The following is a 14,730-nucleotide window of genomic DNA, read 5'->3' as shown; positions in this document are numbered from 1 at the left end:
GGCGGTCCGGATGCCGTACCGAAACACCACCGCGAAGGACGTCGTACAGGAAGGGACGGCGGCCCCGGCGCCACGGGCGGGCGCCGTGCCCGAGCGGGCGGTCGGGCCGTCGGCCAAGCCGCGCGACCCGTTCTTCGACAACGCCAAATACCTGGCGATCGTCCTCGTGGCGATCGGCCACTCCTGGGAGCCGCTGCGCTCCGGCAGCCGTAGCGTCACCGCGCTGTACACGCTCGTCTACGCGGTGCACATGCCGGCGTTCATCGTCATCTCCGGCTATTTCTCCCGGAGTTTCCGGGCCACCCCGCCGCAGATCCGGCGGCTGCTCACGGGAATCGTCGTGCCGTACGTCGTCTTCGAGACGGCCTACACGCTCTTCACCCGCTGGACCGACCACCAACCCGACCGCGCCATCAGCCTGTTGGACCCGTTGTATCTGACGTGGTTCCTGGCAGCGCTGTTCGTCTGGCGGCTCACCACCCCGATGTGGAACCACGTCCGCCACCCGCTGCCGCTCGCGCTGGCCGTCGCGATGCTGGCGACGCTCTCCCCCTCCATCGGCGACGACCTCGATCTGCAACGCGTGCTGCAGTTCCTCCCGTACTTCGTACTCGGTCTCTCCCTGAAGCCGGAGCACTTCCAGCTCGTACGGCGGCCCGAGGTACGGCAGTTGGCGGTCCCGGTGTTCGTGTGCGCGCTCGCGGCGGCCTACTGGTCGGTGCCGCGCTTCGACTACTCCTGGCTCTTCCACAACGCGAGCGCGGAGCAACTCGGCGTGCCCGACTGGGAAGGGCCCCTCATGACACTCGCCCTCTTCGCCTGCTCGACGCTGCTGGTCGCCTGCTTCCTCGCCTGGGTGCCGCGCCGCCGCACCTGGTTCACCGCGCTGGGCGCGGGCACGCTCTACGGCTACCTCCTGCACGGATTTGTCGCGCAGGGCGCCAAGTCCTGGGGCTGGTACGGCCCTTCGTGGGTCCGGGGCCCCCTCGGCGAGCTCACGGTGACGGTGGTCGCCGCCGCCGTGGTGACCGCGCTGTGCGCACCGCCCGTCCGCCGGGCCTTCCGCTTCGCGATGGAACCGGAGATGCGGTGGGCGTTCCGCCGTGACGCGACGGAACTGGCCCGTGCCTCGTAGCGATGGTTGTCATTGATCAGCGGGCCATTCAATGAATTCGCGTTGAATCACGGCTGACGTTTCACACCGGGACAGCTCCCGTGCGAAAAGGCGCACAACCAAGCTCCGGAAGGGAGGGTCGTACGCGGTGTCGGAATTCGAATTCCTCGGAATCCGCCAACTCCCCTTACGTTTCACGGAGGTTGTGCGATGTCCTCTCGTTCTGTCAGTCGCCTCATGGCCCTGGCCTTCGGCACGGCCCTGGCCGCGCCGCTGCTCCTCGCCCAGGCCGCGGGCGCGGCCACGGCTCCGGCCACCGCCGCGCTCGGCAACGGCGGCAACGAGGTCCTGTACACGGCCGGCGCCGGACAGGCCAACAAGGCGGTCGTCACCGCGACGCACGTGACCGGCTCCGAGAAGATCACCTACGTCATCGACGACGTGGTCACCATCAAGCCCGGCACCGGCTGCGCGTACCCCACCGCCTCGGACCACACCAAGGTCTCCTGCACGGTCACCACGCTGGACAGCCAGGACCCGTACCCCACCCTGCAGTTGACGCTCGGCGACGGCAACGACACCCTCAGGTACCACAACAGGACGGCCCAGACGTACTACTTCGCCTCGGTCGACCTGGGCGCCGGCAACGACAAGTACACCGAGGACGGCAGCGTCGACGGCGACTACGTCTCGGGCGGCACCGGCAACGACACGATCACCCTCGGCAAGTACTCCGTGGGCTGGGGCGACAACGGCAACGACACCCTCCACGGCGGCGTCGAGACCATCGCCCAGGGCGGCAACGGCAACGACACGATCACCACCGTGGGCGCCGCGGCCGACGGCGGCGCGGGCAACGACGTCATCACCGGCGGCGCGGGCGGCCAGAGCCTGACCGGCGGCACCGGCAACGACCGGATCAGCGGCGGCGCCGGGAACGACTTCATCTACGGCGGCACCGGCAACGACGTCCTCTACGGCAACGCCGGCGCCGACACCATCTACGGCAACTCCGGCAACGACACGCTGTGGGGCGGCACCGGCACGGACGTCCTGTCGGGCGGGCCGGGCCACAACGCCGTCCACCAGAACTGACATGAGCCGGGCCTGACGCGGGCCGGGCTCAGGACGTGAAGGTGACCACGGCTCGGGCCGGCCGATCCTGTCCTCGCCGTCCCCGAATTTGGTGCCGTACTTCTGGTCGACAGGTCCTTCCCCTCCGGGAGGACGCCCGGGCGTCCTCCCGGAGGGATGGAACAGCTCGTCCCGGAACAGCCAGGCCCCCCGCCGCCCACGGCCGCGAGCACGACAACCCCATAACCCCTTTCCCACCTGTCACAGGCATGCCATACGCTGCGCATAGCAGCCGCGCCCCGCGCGTCACCGCGTCTCTCATCCGCGGTCGCGTCCGGGTGTTGCGCGGCGCTCTCAACTCCCGGTCTCCAGACCGGTTTTCCTTGTGGGGGGAACAGCACGTGCGGATGCGCAGCATCTCCACCGCGACAGCGCTCGCGGTTCTTTTCGGCTCGGCGGCGCTCAGCGTCGTGGCGACGGGTACGGCCTCGGCGGCCACCGCCAACGTCACCTCGCCCGGCGGCCTGGTCGCGGACGGCGCTCTCAAGCGGGTGTTCGTGGGCGACAGTTCGGCCGGTACGGTCGCGGCCACCGACTACTCGGGCAACGTCCTCGCCTCGGTCGGCGGGATCAAGGGCGTCTCCGACCTGGCCGTCTCCGAGGACGGGGCCACCGTCTACGCGGCGGCTCAGGACACGCACGAGATCGTGGCGATCGACGCGGCGACTCTCGATGTGAAGGCCCGCTATCCGGTCGCCACCGGCGAAGGGCCGCGCTACCTCGCCGTCTCCGCCGGCAAGGTCTGGTTCACCTACGGCGACCAGTGGTCCGGCAACCTCGGCTCGGTCGACCCGGCCACCGACCCGGCGGGCGGCACCGACCCGGTGACCCTCGGGCAGATGCCGGAGGGCGTCACGATCTGGGACCCGGGCTTCCTCGACACCGCCGCGTCCCGGCCCGGCATCCTCGCCATCGGCGAGACCGGCATCTCCACCGACTCGATGGCCGTCGTGGACGTCTCGGGGGCCACCCCGCAGAAGGTCGCCTACTACGGCGGCGACTACACGCTCAACAGCGGTATCTACGACATCGACCTGGTGCCGGGCGCCGACGAGGTGCTGGTCAACGGCTCGGTGCGGGACGCCTACGCGGACGGCAAGTTCAGCCAGGCGGGCACCTACCCGAGTGGCCAGCAGGCCGACATCGCCGCGGACGGCACGGTCGCGACGGTCAGCGGCGGCACGATCGCGACGTACCGGCCGAACGCCACGAAGGCGATCCGCACGTACAGCACCGGTGTCTACGGCACGGCCGACCTGACCTGGGCCCCGGACGACTCGCGGATCTTCGCGCTGGTCGGGAAGTCCGGCGGCGGCTACACGCTCAAGGCGCTGACCGACCCCGAGAAGAACGTCCCGACCCTCACGGTCAACGCCCCCGCCTCCGCGACCCGCGCCAAGAAGCTCACCGTCACCGGCAAGCTCTCGTCCACGGTCGCGCTGCCCGCCGGGGTGAAGCTGCAGGTCACGCGCACCGACCTGGAGTCCCCGAAGGGCAAGGCGCTGCCCACCGTCACGGTGCAGACGAACGGCACGTACTCCTTCGCGGACACCCCGCCGGCCGGCGGCACGGTCACCTACAAGGTGGCCTACGCGGGCGACGCCGGGCACGCGGCGGTCAGCGCCTCCGACAAGGTCTCCGTGTCCCGCGCGGCCACCAGCCTGAGCCTGAACAACAACGGCAAGCTGTACTCGTACGGCGCCGACGTGAAGTTCACCGCGCACCTCGGCAAGACCTACAAGAACCGCACGGTCGCGATCTACTCGGACCCCTTCGGCGCCGACAAGCCGAAGAAGCTGGTCAAGACCGGCAAGGTCAACTCCAGCGGCAACTTCACCGTGACCGTGGACATGACCCGCGACACCGCCGTCTCCGCGGTCTTCGCCGGTGACGCCCGCTACGCGTCCAAGACGGTGAAGGTCACGGCCTACGCCAAGGTCAAGATCTCCACGGCGATCAGCAAGCACTACAAGACGGCGAAGATCGGCTCGACGTCGTACTACTGGTTCCACAAGAACTCGGCGCCGATCGTCACCACGACGATGACCTACTACCCCAACCGCCAGGAGCGGCTGGACCTGCAGGTCTACTACAACGGCCGGTGGTACGACTCCGACTCCGAGTACTTCGGCCTCGGTACGAGCGGCAAGGTCGCGGTGAACCTCGGCGCGCCCGGCGAGTCCGGCATCAAGGCCCGCATCCGGGCCGCGTACATCAACGGTTCGTCCGGTGACAACGTCAACTCGACGACGTACAGCGGCTGGAAGTACATCTACTTCTCCAACTAGCCTATTTCTGACGCCTGTTCACCAGGAGTAGGGCAGCTCCGCCGCGACGACCGTTGGTCCTCCGGCGGGGCTGCTCACGTATGCGGACCCGTCGAGGGCGGCGATACGGCGGCGCAGGCCGAGCAGCCCGGTGCCGCCGGCCTCTTCGGCACCGCCCTTTCCCTCGTCCCGTACGCACACCGTCAGCCCGTGGCGCACCCGGGCGAGCCGGACCTCCGCACGGTCCGAGCCGCTGTGCTTGACCGCGTTGGTGAGCGCCTCGGCGACCAGGAAGTAGGCGGCGGCCTCGACCGCGGCCGGAGCACGCGGACCGGTCACCAACTCCTCCACATCCAGGGCGACTTGGAGCCCACTGCCGGCCGCGAGCGCCTGTACGGCACCGGCGAGCCCGCGGTCGGTGAGGATCGGCGGGTGGATACCGCGCACGACGTGCCGCAACTCCGTCAGCGCCTCCTCCGCCTGGTCCTGCGCCTGCGCGGAGCAGCCGCCGGGCGGCCTCCGGATCAGCGCCGCCGTCCCGGTCGTAGGCCCGTTTCGCCAGTCCGATCCGCATGGACAGGGCCACCAGCCGGGCCTGCGTACCGTCGTGCAAGTCCCGCTCGATACGCCGTAGTTCGGCCTCGTGGGCGGCGATCACTCCGGCCCGGGTCTCGGCGAGTTCCTCGACGCGCTCGGTGAGCAGCGCCTTCGGCGACGGCTTGAGGAGGGCCGTCGACCAGCGTGCGTCGAGGTCCGCGAGCCGCCCGATCAGCGGCAGGACCAGCGCCCGGCGGCGCAGCAGCCCGCACCACACGCCGTCGACGGGCAGTCCTACGAGCCACAGCGGGACGGCGAGCAGCCCGAGCAGTCCGTACGCGCACTGGGCGAGCATCCACCGCAGGTCCCGGAACGTGCCGGGATCGCGCACCGCCGCGACGAACCGCTCCCGCAGCGGCCTTCCGTCCAGCGGCCGGTACGCCTCCGAGATCTCCCGCCCGCTCCACTCGGCTACCTGCCGCCGCCTGGCGCCCGCGATCCGGCGCACCAGCAGCACCACCTCGGGCAGCATCCAGGCACCGACCACGAACAGCGTCCCCATGGTCGCGATCAGCAGCACGGTGACGAAGAGATACGTCCCGAGGGTCATGGCCACACCTCTGGCCAGTCGAACCGTCGCCCGCGTCGCCTGCCGCACTGTCGTACCCATGCTCACCAGGCTGGCACCGGATTCCGGGCGGCGCGGGAGAGCAGGGTGCCGAGTGGACGGTGTAGCCGACTACACCATCAGCCGCCTCCGGTCCCGGCCGGGAACACCGTGTCCAGGCCGGTCATGAGCTGGCCGTACGCGCGCTCCGCCTCCGCCACGGCATCGTCGTAGGCCTCGTCGGCGGTGCGGCCCGCGGCCATCGTCCGCCAGTTCTCCATGCCGAGTTCCTGCTGTACGACGATCAGGTGCGTGGCGGCCAGGCGTCTGGTGAGCGGGGTGGAGTCACCGGTACCGGGGAGGGCCAGGGCTTCGGCGAGGGCGTCGATCTCCTGGCTGCGGTAGCGCTGCACCAGGCCGGTCTGGAGGCTCGGGGTGCCGTAGAGCAGGTCCATGAAACTGAGCACGTCGGGGTGGTCGTTCAGGCCGGTGATCGGGTCGCGGGCGGCGAGGCGGTCCAGGAAGTGGGCGCGCAGGGCTGCCGTGGGGGTCAGGGCGGGCGGGCGTTCGCGTACGACGCGGGCCGCTTCGCCGAGGTGGTCGGCGAAGCGGTGCAGGACCAGGTCCTCCTTCGCCGGGAAGTACCGGAACAGGGTGGCCTTGGAGACCTCGGCCGCCGCCGCGACCTCGACGACCGACACCTCGTCGAACCCCTTCTCGCGGAAGAGGCGCAGGGCTTCCTGCGCGATGAGGTTCCGGGTGCGTTCTTTCTTGCGCTCGCGGAGGCCGGGGAGTTCGTCCATGCGGGCCACACTACCAGACGATGAGACCGGGAATCAAATGAGACTGGGGATGGAGTGAAGTCGAGAATCTTCTGAAACCCGGTTGCATTTTCTTGCCGTTCGGTGTTCTCTTGACGCAACGACGACGAGAGGGATCGCGATGACCGACGACGTGCTGATCGTGGGCGCCGGGCCGACCGGCCTCACGCTTGCCATCGAGCTGGCCCGGCGCGGTGTGGGGGTGCGGATCGTGGACGCGGCGCCGGCCCCGCACCGGGAGTCCCGGGGCAAGGGCCTGCAGCCGCGCACCCTGGAGGTCCTGGAGGACGTGGGCGGCACCGAGCGCGCGCTCGCCACCGGGACCACGCGGCTCCCCTTCCGCAAGTACTTCGACGGCGCGCATGTGAACGACACCGACCCGTTCGCGGACGCCCTCCCCGCGCCCGACGCGCCGTACGAGCGCGGGGTGCTCATAGGGCAGTGGCAGGTGGAGGAGATCCTGCGCGAGCGGCTCGCGGAGTTCGGGGTCGGCGTCCGGCTCGGCACGGAGGTCACCGGGTTCGAGCAGGACCCGGACGGTGTCACGGCCGTCCTCGCCGACGGGGAGCGCCTCAGGGCCGGCTACCTCGTGGGCTGTGACGGTGGGCGCAGCCAGGTCCGCAAGGCGATGGGGGTGCGCTTCGACGGTACGACCGAGGAGACGCAGTCGATGGTCGTCGGGGACGTGGAGGCCGAGGGGATCGGCCGGGATGTCTGGCACCAGTGGTTCACGTCGGACGGCGGCGGGGTGGCGCTGTGCCCCATGCCCGGCACGGACTCCTTCCAGCTCCAGGCGAGTCCCGAACTCGACGCGGACGGCGAGCCGTTGCCGCCGTCACTGGAGGGCTTCCAGCGGATCTTCGACCAGTACGCGCGCGTGCCCGGCGTCACGCTGACCAACCCGACCTGGCTCTCCATCTGGCGCGTCAATGTCCGCATGGTCGACCGGATGCGGGTCGGCCGGGTCCTGCTCGCCGGGGACGCGGCCCATGTCCATCCGATCGCGGGCGGGCTCGGCATGAACACCGGTATCCAGGACGCCTACAACCTGGGCTGGAAGCTGGCCCTCGCGGCCACCGGGCAGGCTGGTCCAGGGCTCCTGGACACGTACGAGGAGGAGCGTCTTCCGGTGGCCGCCTGGACGCTGGGGGTCTCCACCGACCTGTATGCCCGGGTGCTCGAGGCGGTCAAGGAGCCCGGCACGGGTGTCGAGGCCGCCGCTCCGCCGCCCATGGGCACCGGCTACCCATGGAGTTCCCTCGCGGGTCCGGCCGAGGGCTCGGTCGGCTCTGTCGGCGACCCCGCCGTCCTGCGTGCGGGCGACCGCGCGCCCGACGCCCCCTGCCTCGACGCGTCGGGGCATCCGGTCCGGCTCTTCCAGGTGTACGCCGTCCCGCGGTTCACGCTGCTCGGCTTCGGCGCCGAACTCGCGGACGCCGTGGGCAAGTTGGCGGCCGAGCACGACGGCCTGCTGCAGGGGTTCACGGTGGACGGCGGCGCCTCGGGCGCTGTGGCCGACCTGCGCGACCACGAGGGGCATGCGCGGCGGGCGTACGGCGTGACGGATCCGGCCCTGGTGCTGGTCCGCCCCGACAACCACGTGGCGCTGTTCACCCGGGACCCCGCCGAGGTCACCGCTTATCTCACGCGGATAGTCACATTCACTCCCAAAGGGTGATACTCGGAGTATGAGCACGGCAGCGTACGCACTGCTGGCCGCGTCGTCGCACAACAGGCTCGACGTGGGCGCAGCCTTTCTCGGTGGCCTGCTGATCGCAGGCGCGCTGGTCTGGGCCATACATTTCGGTATGAAGGTCCGGGACCAGGAACTTCCGCGGCCGCTCCCCGAGGAGCAGCCCCACCTCCCCGTCGGCGGCGCCGTCCATGAGATGCGCGAGATGCGGGAACCCGACGAGATGCCCGTCGCCTCGGAGGAGAAGGAACGGCTGATGCCGTACCAGCTCCATCACTCCGGAAGCCGGACGGGAAAGAACCAGAGCCGACAGCGCTGGCTGCCGGGAAGGAGCGGTTCCTTCGGCGGGGGCGGCATCGGACACGTCTGACCCGCCCGCCGGCCTGTTCCGCCGATCGTCGCTACTGGCGCGCCCCGGAGGTCTTCGGGTCGTAGACAGCCAGTGCCCAGATGACGAACACATCCACCGCGATCATGATGACCGACCAGATCGGGGCGTACGGCAGGAACATGAACTGGAGGATCGCGCTGAGGCTCGCGAGGACGATGCCGCAGACGCGGGCCCAGCCCATGCCCTTCAGGATGCCCCAGCCGGTGACCGCGCCCAGGGCGCCCAGACAGAGGAGGATCACCCCCCAGCCGGTGAGGTTGATGCTGTACACGTAGTCGCCGACGCGGGTGTAGACGTCGTCCTTGGCGAGCGCGGAGATGCCCTGGAGGATGGCGATGACGCCGTTCATCAGCATCAGGACACCGGCGAAGACGGCACCGCCGACCGCGAGTCCGCCGCCGGACGGGGGCGGGCCGTAGCCGCGGGCGCCGGGGGCCTGGCCGGCGTCGTTCCAGACCGGGGGCTTCTCCTCGCCGCCGGTGGACGTCGGGTGAGGCTGCTGTGTCGAGTGCGGCTGCTGCGTCATGGCGGTGCCCCACCTCTCTGTGGTGTGCGGTCCGTGGTGGTTCGGTCTCTCTGTGTTGCGTGATGCTTCGACCATCCGGCCGGGGCGCGCCCTCCACCAGGGGGGTTACGCCTTCCGGGTGAGCCCGGCATGCGGGCACAGGGCAACGGACCTTCACTTGAGGGACAGCCCGGGGAAGCGGCAACTCATGGAGGCGAACATGGCGTGGCACAGGGGAGGCACGACGCTGACGGCGGCCGCAGCCGTCGCTCTCACCGCCCTCACCGGCCTTACCGGTTGCTCCGACGACAGCAGTCCCTCCTCCGTCGCGAGCAAGGCGGCGTCCGCCGTCGCATCCATCGGATCGCAGGCCACGGCTGCCATCGCGTCGGCGACTGCCGAGGCGGGCCGAAGACTCGACGAGGTGAAGAACGGCGTCGACGCCAAGGACGCGGTGAAGCTGGGCACGCCGACCACCGATTCGGCAGGGCGCAGCACCGTCGAGGTCACCGCCGACAACAGGGCCGACTCGACCAAGTCCTTCGCCGTACAGGTCGAGTTCAAGGACACGGGCGGGAATCTGCTCGACACCGTGGTCGTCACCGTCTCCGACGTCCCGGCCGGAAAGTCCGGCACGGCGACAGCCCGCAGCAACCGCAAGCTGTCGGGCGGCGTGAAGGCGGAGACCGGAACGGTGCTGCGTTACTGACTGCGCTGCCGGGGGGTAGGTCCAAAAAAAGTGTGACACCTCTGGCGGAGGTGACACACTTTTTGGGAGAGGGTGCCGGGCGGGCGTCGGTCGGGTCAGGCCATCCAGAAGAAGACGGCGGTCATCCGCTTCTCCTCCAGGGTGCTGCCGTGGTAACCGGTGGCGCTGTGCACGAGGTTGGCGTGGTAGAGCAGCAGGCTGTTGTACCTGTGCGGCACGCGCACGTCCTCCTCGAAGGCATCCGGCGCCACGAACCGCGTCCCCAGCGCCTCGACGAGGTTGTTGTGCGGAGCCTGCACGACATTGCCGCCGAGCCGTCCACCAGGCAGATGCTGCCGGTAGAAACTGGTCCCGCAGTCCTTCGGCACGGAGGGATTGAGGTACAGCACCGCGGCGTACCGGCACAGCGACCGCGAGTCGGTGTGGGGCCGGGGCTCGCTCTCGCCCTCCCCCACGACCTGGATGCAGTTGTGGTTGAGCGTCCCGCCCCCGGGCGCCTTCTGCACCCACAGCTCCTTGGCCCCGGTGGCCTGTTTCACCAGCCGCTCGACCCGAGCCAGTTCGGCCGGCTCAAGACCCGGCATGGTCCGCAGCCCCGGCCAGGTCTCCGAGGTGTACGGATACCCCTTCACCCAGTCGTCCTTCGCAAGACACCGTTCCCGTACGGCGTCGGCATCCGGAAGGACGTCATTCAGCACCCAGTAGTCACGCCCCTTGGTGGGCTTGCGATAGGGCAGCACGGGGAGGGGCGCCTGACGGGCCCGCTGGGGCTGTGGGGGGAGTGGTGGCATGGGGCCGAACGTATAGCGGGGGTTCGCCAACGCTGTGCCATGCACAGGTCAACATTCCGTCAACGAGGGCGCCCCCACCACCACCCCCACCCCGCGCCCGCAGGGCCTGTCGGGCAGGCCCTGCGGGCGCAGGCGCGTCAGCGTTTGAGGGTGAAGGTGAAGTTGTCGGAGAGTCTGGTGTGCAGGCGGGCCGTCGAGACCAGCTTCCCCTCCGTTATCAGGCTCTCGACCTCAGCCCGTGGCAAGGCACAGCCCTCCGCGATCAGCCGTACCGGCCGGACCGGGATCCGGGCCGTGAAGCGGACCGCGATGTCGATCACCTCGCGGTCCAGGTTGTCCGAGCCGCCGGTGTCGAGGCGCCACGCGCCGGACCAGTCGAGGGCGATGCGGTTACGGCGCTGCACGGCAGGGGCCTGGAGCAACTCCGCTGTCAGGGCCAGGTCGTTGGCGTGCAGTCGGGCCAGCAGTTCGGGTCGTATGGAGCGTACGTTCGCCCGTTCCATGACCGTCAGTTTCGCCGTGTCCCCGCACCCCGTGCACAGCACCAGGAGCCAGACGTCGAGCAGCTTGTGGTGGGCGTTGACGCGGAACTTGCCGCTTGCCTGGAAGTGTCCGGCCCCGCACGCATGGCAGCGGCGGCGGACGAGTGGCAGGCAGGTGGGCATGACCACCCAGTTTTCGAGCACAGAAGTACACCGGTTCCAGTGAGAAATCCGCAGCAAAAAAGGAGCGCGGCGCAACAGCGCGACGCGCGACGATTCAGCACTTGGGGGGTCTCACACGGTGTACAACGGCACGTCCTTGCCCAGACAGCTTGGTCCCGCAGCACGGTAGAGGCGGACAGCGGCGCCGCTCCACCGCTTTTTCGCGCGCTGTCACATTCGCGGCGCCCGTTTCGTCAGTCCTGTGTAAGCAACGGCAACGAAACGCAGAGGAGCCCACCATGGGTGCCCGACTCAACGCCTTCACCAGCCCCATCGCCGGCAAGGCCCTGAAGCACTTCATCGCGGCGGGCAAGGTCGTCGCCGACTCGCCGCTGCCCGCCGCCACACAGGAGCTGGTGAAGATCCGGGCCAGCCAGATCAACGGGTGCGGGTTCTGCACCGACATGCACACCAAGGACGCCGCGGCGGCCGGCGAGACGCCGGTACGGCTGAACCTCGTCGCGGTGTGGCGCGAGGCCACCGTGTTCACCGACGCGGAGCGCGCCGCGCTGGAACTCGCGGAGGAGGGCACCCGGATCGCGGACGCGGCCGGCGGGGTGAGCGACGAGGTGTGGGGGAACGCCGCGAAGCACTACGACGACGAGCAGCTCATGGCCCTCGTCTCGCTGATCGCCCTCATCAACAGCTTCAACCGCATGAACGTCATGCTCACGGTGCCGGCCGGCGACTACCAGCCCGGTCAGTTCGCGTAGTCCGCGGTGGGGCGCCGAACCGGAGGCACTACCCGTCACTTGTGACGCGCCCCACTCCGGCTTTACCAAAACAAAAGACTCCGCGCGCTCCTCCCATCCGTACTCCTGAGCGTCCGTACCGCCGACGGGCGGTCCACGACACAGGAGGTACGGTGCGCTTTTCGCGGAACGCGACGGGAACCATGGTTGTGGGGGGTGCCCTCAGCCTGACTCTCGTCGCCCTCGCCTATCCGGCAATGCTGGGCGTCAACACGGTCTCCAGCGCGCCCACACGCGTCATCGCCAACACGCAGTGGGGCCCGCTGACCGAGGCGGACCGGGACTTCGTGGTCAAGGTGCGCGCGGCAGGGCTGTGGGAGTACCCCGTCGGCCAGATAGGTCTGAAGAAGGGGGCGAGCCCGGCGGTCATCACCGCGAGCAAGCACCTGATCGACGGGCACGCGGCACTGGACACCACTGTCCGCAAGATCGCGCCCATGCTCAACATCACGATCCCGAACCAGCCCAGCCCGCAGCAGCAGGGCTTCATCAACACGCTGAACGCGGACAGCGGCAAGCAGTTCGACACGGACTTCGCCAACATCCTGCGCGTCACGCACGGTTCGATCTTCAACACCATCGCGAAGATCCGTTCCACCACCGAGAACACCCTCGTGCGGATCCTCGCCAACCAGGCCAACGCGACGGTCCTGGACCACATCACGGTCATGGAGGCGACAGGCCTGGTCAACTTCAGCCAGGTCCTCTTCCAGGAGACGACCCCGCCGAAGCTGCCGGCCGGCGACCTGACCCCACCGCCCCCGGCCGCGGGCCAGCCGGAAGTCGTCCTCACCCCGCCGGTGAACAGCACCACCCAGCCACCGGTCCTGCCGGGCGAGTCACCGAGCGGAAACGCCGCGACCAGCTCGACCCCGACCGTGGGGTGAGTGCGCCGAAAAGCGCTCTACGCCCCCAGCCATACGGTCGTGTCCGGAGCCAGCAGCCCCAACTGCCCCTCGCCCGCCGCCGGTTCGCTGCTCAGCAGCACCTCCCCCGGCGGCAGGGCGACCGGCTCCGCCGACAGGTTGGTGACACACCGCCAGCCCTCGGAGCGCGTGAAGTGCAGCACCCCGGGCGGGCTGTCCGGGGCCCAGGTCAGCGACTCCCCTTCGAGCAGCTTGCGGCGCAGCCGCAGGGCCGTGCGGTAGAGCTCCAGGGTCGAGCCCTCGCTCCCGTCCTGTGCCTCGACGGCGTACGACGCGAAGCTCGCCGGCTGCGGCAGCCAAGCCGGTCCGGACCCGAAGCCGTACGACGGACCGGTCGTGGTCCATGGCAGGGGTACCCGGCAGCCGTCGCGGCCCTTGTGGGTGTGGCCCTGTTGGTCCCAGATCGGGTCCTGGAGGACCTCTACGGGCAGGTCGGCGACCTCGGGCAGTCCGAGTTCCTCGCCCTGGTAGACGTACGACGAACCGGGCAGCGCCAGCATCAGCAGGGTCGCGGCGCGAGCCCTGCGCAGGCCGGCCGCCGGGTCGACGGGCGGGGTGCGGCCGTCGGACAGGAGCCAGGCGTTCGGGTCGGTGCCCGGGGGGAGCATCAGGCGCGAGGCGTGGCGTACGACGTCGTGGTTGGACAGCACCCAGGTGGCGGAGGCGCCTGCCGCGCGGGCTGTGGCGAGCGAGCCGGTGATCACCTCGCGCAGTTCGTCCGCGTCCCAACCGGCCTCCAGGTACTCGAAGTTGAAGGCCTGGCCGAGTTCGTCGGGGCGGGCGTAGAGGGCGCGGCGGGCGGCCGGTACCCAGGCCTCGGCGACCGCCATGCGGGGCGGGGTGTAGGTGTCGAGGACGCTGCGGCGCCAGTCGCGGTAGATCTCGTGGACCTCGTCGCGGTCGTAGTAGGGGTGGCTGCCGGGCGGGAGGTCGTCGAGGACGGCCTCGGAGTTCGCCGCGAGCGGGCCGATGTCGCGCAGCGGCTCGCTGAGGTCCTTCACCAGCGCGTGGGCCACGTCGACGCGGAAGCCGTCCACTCCTCGGTCGGACCAGAAGCGGAGCGTGGTGCGGAAGTCGGCCCGCACCTCCTCGTTGCCCCAGTCGAGATCGGGCTGTTCGGGCGTGAAGAGGTGCAAGTACCACTGTCCGTCCGGCACTTGGCGCCACGCGCTGCCGCCGAAGACGGACGGCCAGTCGGTGGGCGGGAGTTGGCCGCCGTCGCCGCGCCCCTCCCTGAACACATAGCGGTCGCGGGCGGCGGAACCGGGACCTGCGGCCAGCGCCTCCTGGAACCAACTGTGCAGGTGCGAGGTGTGGTTGGGCACGATGTCGACCATGACCTTCAGGCCCAGCCGGTGCGCCTCGGTGACCATCGCGTCGAAGTCGTCGAGGGTGCCCAGGCGCGGGTCGACGTCGCGGTAGTCGGCGACGTCGTAGCCGCCGTCGGCGAGTTCGGACGGGTAGAAGGGGCTCAGCCAGAGGGCGTCGACGCCCAGGGCGGCCAGGTGGGTGAGCCGCTCGGTGATGCCTCTCAGGTCCCCGAGTCCGTCGCCGTCGGCGTCGGCGAAACTGCGCGGATAGACCTGGTACACAACGGCCTGACGCCACCAGTTCGGGTCACGGGAGGACAGGTCGGACACGTGGTCTCCTTAATGAATTCCCTCTACACCAAGGCAAGTTGACAGTCATCTTCCGGTGGACCCACGATGTGCACACGCTGTGGCGCATGTGACCAGTGGGCTCAGTGTTTCCTTCGCTCCTCCACGCCCTGCACACGCC

General features: G+C 69.8%; 13 protein-coding genes and 1 pseudogene. 8 read left to right on the top strand and 6 right to left on the bottom strand.

Features of this window, described 5'->3' with window-relative positions; genetic code table 11:
* Positions 1 to 10: 10 nt before the first annotated feature.
* From OH768_RS27280 to OH768_RS27270, 3 genes are all read left to right on the top strand, one after another.
* A complete protein-coding gene (locus OH768_RS27280; RefSeq protein ID WP_406457851.1) occupies positions 11 to 1,135 on the top strand; it encodes an acyltransferase family protein in 1,125 nt (374 codons plus the stop codon).
* A 189-nt stretch (positions 1,136 to 1,324) separates the two neighbouring features.
* Positions 1,325 to 2,209: a calcium-binding protein gene (locus OH768_RS27275; protein ID WP_406457849.1), complete on the top strand. Its 885-nt coding sequence runs from the start codon at positions 1,325 to 1,327 to the stop codon at positions 2,207 to 2,209.
* 386 nt (positions 2,210 to 2,595) lie between these two features.
* On the top strand, positions 2,596 to 4,536 hold the full coding sequence (locus OH768_RS27270) for a YncE family protein (RefSeq protein WP_406457847.1): 1,941 nt from the start codon (positions 2,596 to 2,598) through the stop codon (positions 4,534 to 4,536).
* 18 nt (positions 4,537 to 4,554) lie between these two features.
* Here OH768_RS27270 and OH768_RS27265 read toward each other — a convergent pair.
* Together OH768_RS27265 and OH768_RS27260 are read right to left on the bottom strand one after the other, a co-directional pair.
* A pseudogene (locus OH768_RS27265) lies at positions 4,555 to 5,722 on the bottom strand (histidine kinase).
* A 77-nt stretch (positions 5,723 to 5,799) separates the two neighbouring features.
* Positions 5,800 to 6,462 (bottom strand): TetR family transcriptional regulator, encoded by a 663-nt coding sequence (locus tag OH768_RS27260; RefSeq protein ID WP_406457845.1) that lies wholly within the window; start codon positions 6,460 to 6,462, stop codon positions 5,800 to 5,802.
* 139 nt (positions 6,463 to 6,601) lie between these two features.
* Between OH768_RS27260 and OH768_RS27255 the strand changes: the two genes are divergently transcribed.
* Positions 6,602 to 8,158, top strand: a complete 1,557-nt coding sequence (locus tag OH768_RS27255) for an FAD-dependent monooxygenase (RefSeq protein ID WP_406457843.1) — start codon at positions 6,602 to 6,604, stop codon at positions 8,156 to 8,158.
* Positions 8,159 to 8,168: 10 nt separating this feature from the next.
* On the top strand, positions 8,169 to 8,543 hold the full coding sequence (locus tag OH768_RS27250; protein ID WP_406457841.1) for a DUF6479 family protein: 375 nt from the start codon (positions 8,169 to 8,171) through the stop codon (positions 8,541 to 8,543).
* Between the two features lie 31 nt (positions 8,544 to 8,574).
* Here the strand turns inward: OH768_RS27250 and OH768_RS27245 are convergent, their stop codons facing one another.
* Positions 8,575 to 9,090 carry a hypothetical protein gene (locus tag OH768_RS27245; RefSeq protein ID WP_406457839.1) on the bottom strand — a complete coding sequence of 172 codons (516 nt, stop codon included), beginning with the start codon at positions 9,088 to 9,090 and terminating at the stop codon, positions 8,575 to 8,577.
* 199 nt (positions 9,091 to 9,289) lie between these two features.
* On the opposite strand from OH768_RS27245, the gene OH768_RS27240 reads away from it, so the two are divergent.
* Positions 9,290 to 9,778, top strand: coding sequence for a hypothetical protein (locus OH768_RS27240; RefSeq protein ID WP_406457837.1), 489 nt, complete (start codon positions 9,290 to 9,292; stop codon positions 9,776 to 9,778).
* Positions 9,779 to 9,873: 95 nt separating this feature from the next.
* On the opposite strand, the gene OH768_RS27235 is transcribed toward OH768_RS27240, so the two are convergent.
* Both OH768_RS27235 and OH768_RS27230 read right to left on the bottom strand, forming a co-directional pair.
* On the bottom strand, positions 9,874 to 10,569 hold the full coding sequence (locus OH768_RS27235) for a DUF6445 family protein (protein WP_406457835.1): 696 nt from the start codon (positions 10,567 to 10,569) through the stop codon (positions 9,874 to 9,876).
* A 137-nt stretch (positions 10,570 to 10,706) separates the two neighbouring features.
* Positions 10,707 to 11,234, bottom strand: a complete 528-nt coding sequence (locus OH768_RS27230) for a DUF1062 domain-containing protein (RefSeq protein ID WP_406457833.1) — start codon at positions 11,232 to 11,234, stop codon at positions 10,707 to 10,709.
* A 278-nt stretch (positions 11,235 to 11,512) separates the two neighbouring features.
* Here OH768_RS27230 and OH768_RS27225 point away from each other — a divergent pair, with 278 nt between their 5' ends.
* On the top strand, positions 11,513 to 11,986 hold the full coding sequence (locus OH768_RS27225) for a carboxymuconolactone decarboxylase family protein (protein WP_406457831.1): 474 nt from the start codon (positions 11,513 to 11,515) through the stop codon (positions 11,984 to 11,986).
* 182 nt (positions 11,987 to 12,168) lie between these two features.
* Positions 12,169 to 12,912 carry a DUF4142 domain-containing protein gene (locus OH768_RS27220; RefSeq protein ID WP_406465467.1) on the top strand — a complete coding sequence of 248 codons (744 nt, stop codon included), beginning with the start codon at positions 12,169 to 12,171 and terminating at the stop codon, positions 12,910 to 12,912.
* 17 nt (positions 12,913 to 12,929) lie between these two features.
* On the opposite strand, the gene OH768_RS27215 is transcribed toward OH768_RS27220, so the two are convergent.
* Entirely contained in the window at positions 12,930 to 14,591 is a 1,662-nt protein-coding gene (locus tag OH768_RS27215; protein ID WP_406457829.1) for a glycoside hydrolase family 13 protein, read from the bottom strand.
* Positions 14,592 to 14,730: the final 139 nt, after the last annotated feature.

This window comes from Streptomyces sp. NBC_01622 (assembly GCF_045209635.1).
Classification (GTDB): domain Bacteria; phylum Actinomycetota; class Actinomycetes; order Streptomycetales; family Streptomycetaceae; genus Streptomyces.
The sequence above is the reverse complement of the archived record's forward strand: the minus strand, read 5'-3'. Positions and strand labels throughout refer to the sequence as shown.

Coding starts and splice junctions, on each gene's coding strand:
- OH768_RS27280 (WP_406457851.1), top strand. CDS start 11: ATGCCGTACCGAAACACCACCGCGAAGGACGTCGTACAGGAAGGGACG.
- OH768_RS27275 (WP_406457849.1), top strand. CDS start 1,325: ATGTCCTCTCGTTCTGTCAGTCGCCTCATGGCCCTGGCCTTCGGCACG.
- OH768_RS27270 (WP_406457847.1), top strand. CDS start 2,596: ATGCGCAGCATCTCCACCGCGACAGCGCTCGCGGTTCTTTTCGGCTCG.
- OH768_RS27260 (WP_406457845.1), bottom strand. CDS start 6,462: ATGGACGAACTCCCCGGCCTCCGCGAGCGCAAGAAAGAACGCACCCGG.
- OH768_RS27255 (WP_406457843.1), top strand. CDS start 6,602: ATGACCGACGACGTGCTGATCGTGGGCGCCGGGCCGACCGGCCTCACG.
- OH768_RS27250 (WP_406457841.1), top strand. CDS start 8,169: ATGAGCACGGCAGCGTACGCACTGCTGGCCGCGTCGTCGCACAACAGG.
- OH768_RS27245 (WP_406457839.1), bottom strand. CDS start 9,090: ATGACGCAGCAGCCGCACTCGACACAGCAGCCTCACCCGACGTCCACC.
- OH768_RS27240 (WP_406457837.1), top strand. CDS start 9,290: ATGGCGTGGCACAGGGGAGGCACGACGCTGACGGCGGCCGCAGCCGTC.
- OH768_RS27235 (WP_406457835.1), bottom strand. CDS start 10,569: ATGCCACCACTCCCCCCACAGCCCCAGCGGGCCCGTCAGGCGCCCCTC.
- OH768_RS27230 (WP_406457833.1), bottom strand. CDS start 11,234: ATGCCCACCTGCCTGCCACTCGTCCGCCGCCGCTGCCATGCGTGCGGG.
- OH768_RS27225 (WP_406457831.1), top strand. CDS start 11,513: ATGGGTGCCCGACTCAACGCCTTCACCAGCCCCATCGCCGGCAAGGCC.
- OH768_RS27220 (WP_406465467.1), top strand. CDS start 12,169: ATGGTTGTGGGGGGTGCCCTCAGCCTGACTCTCGTCGCCCTCGCCTAT.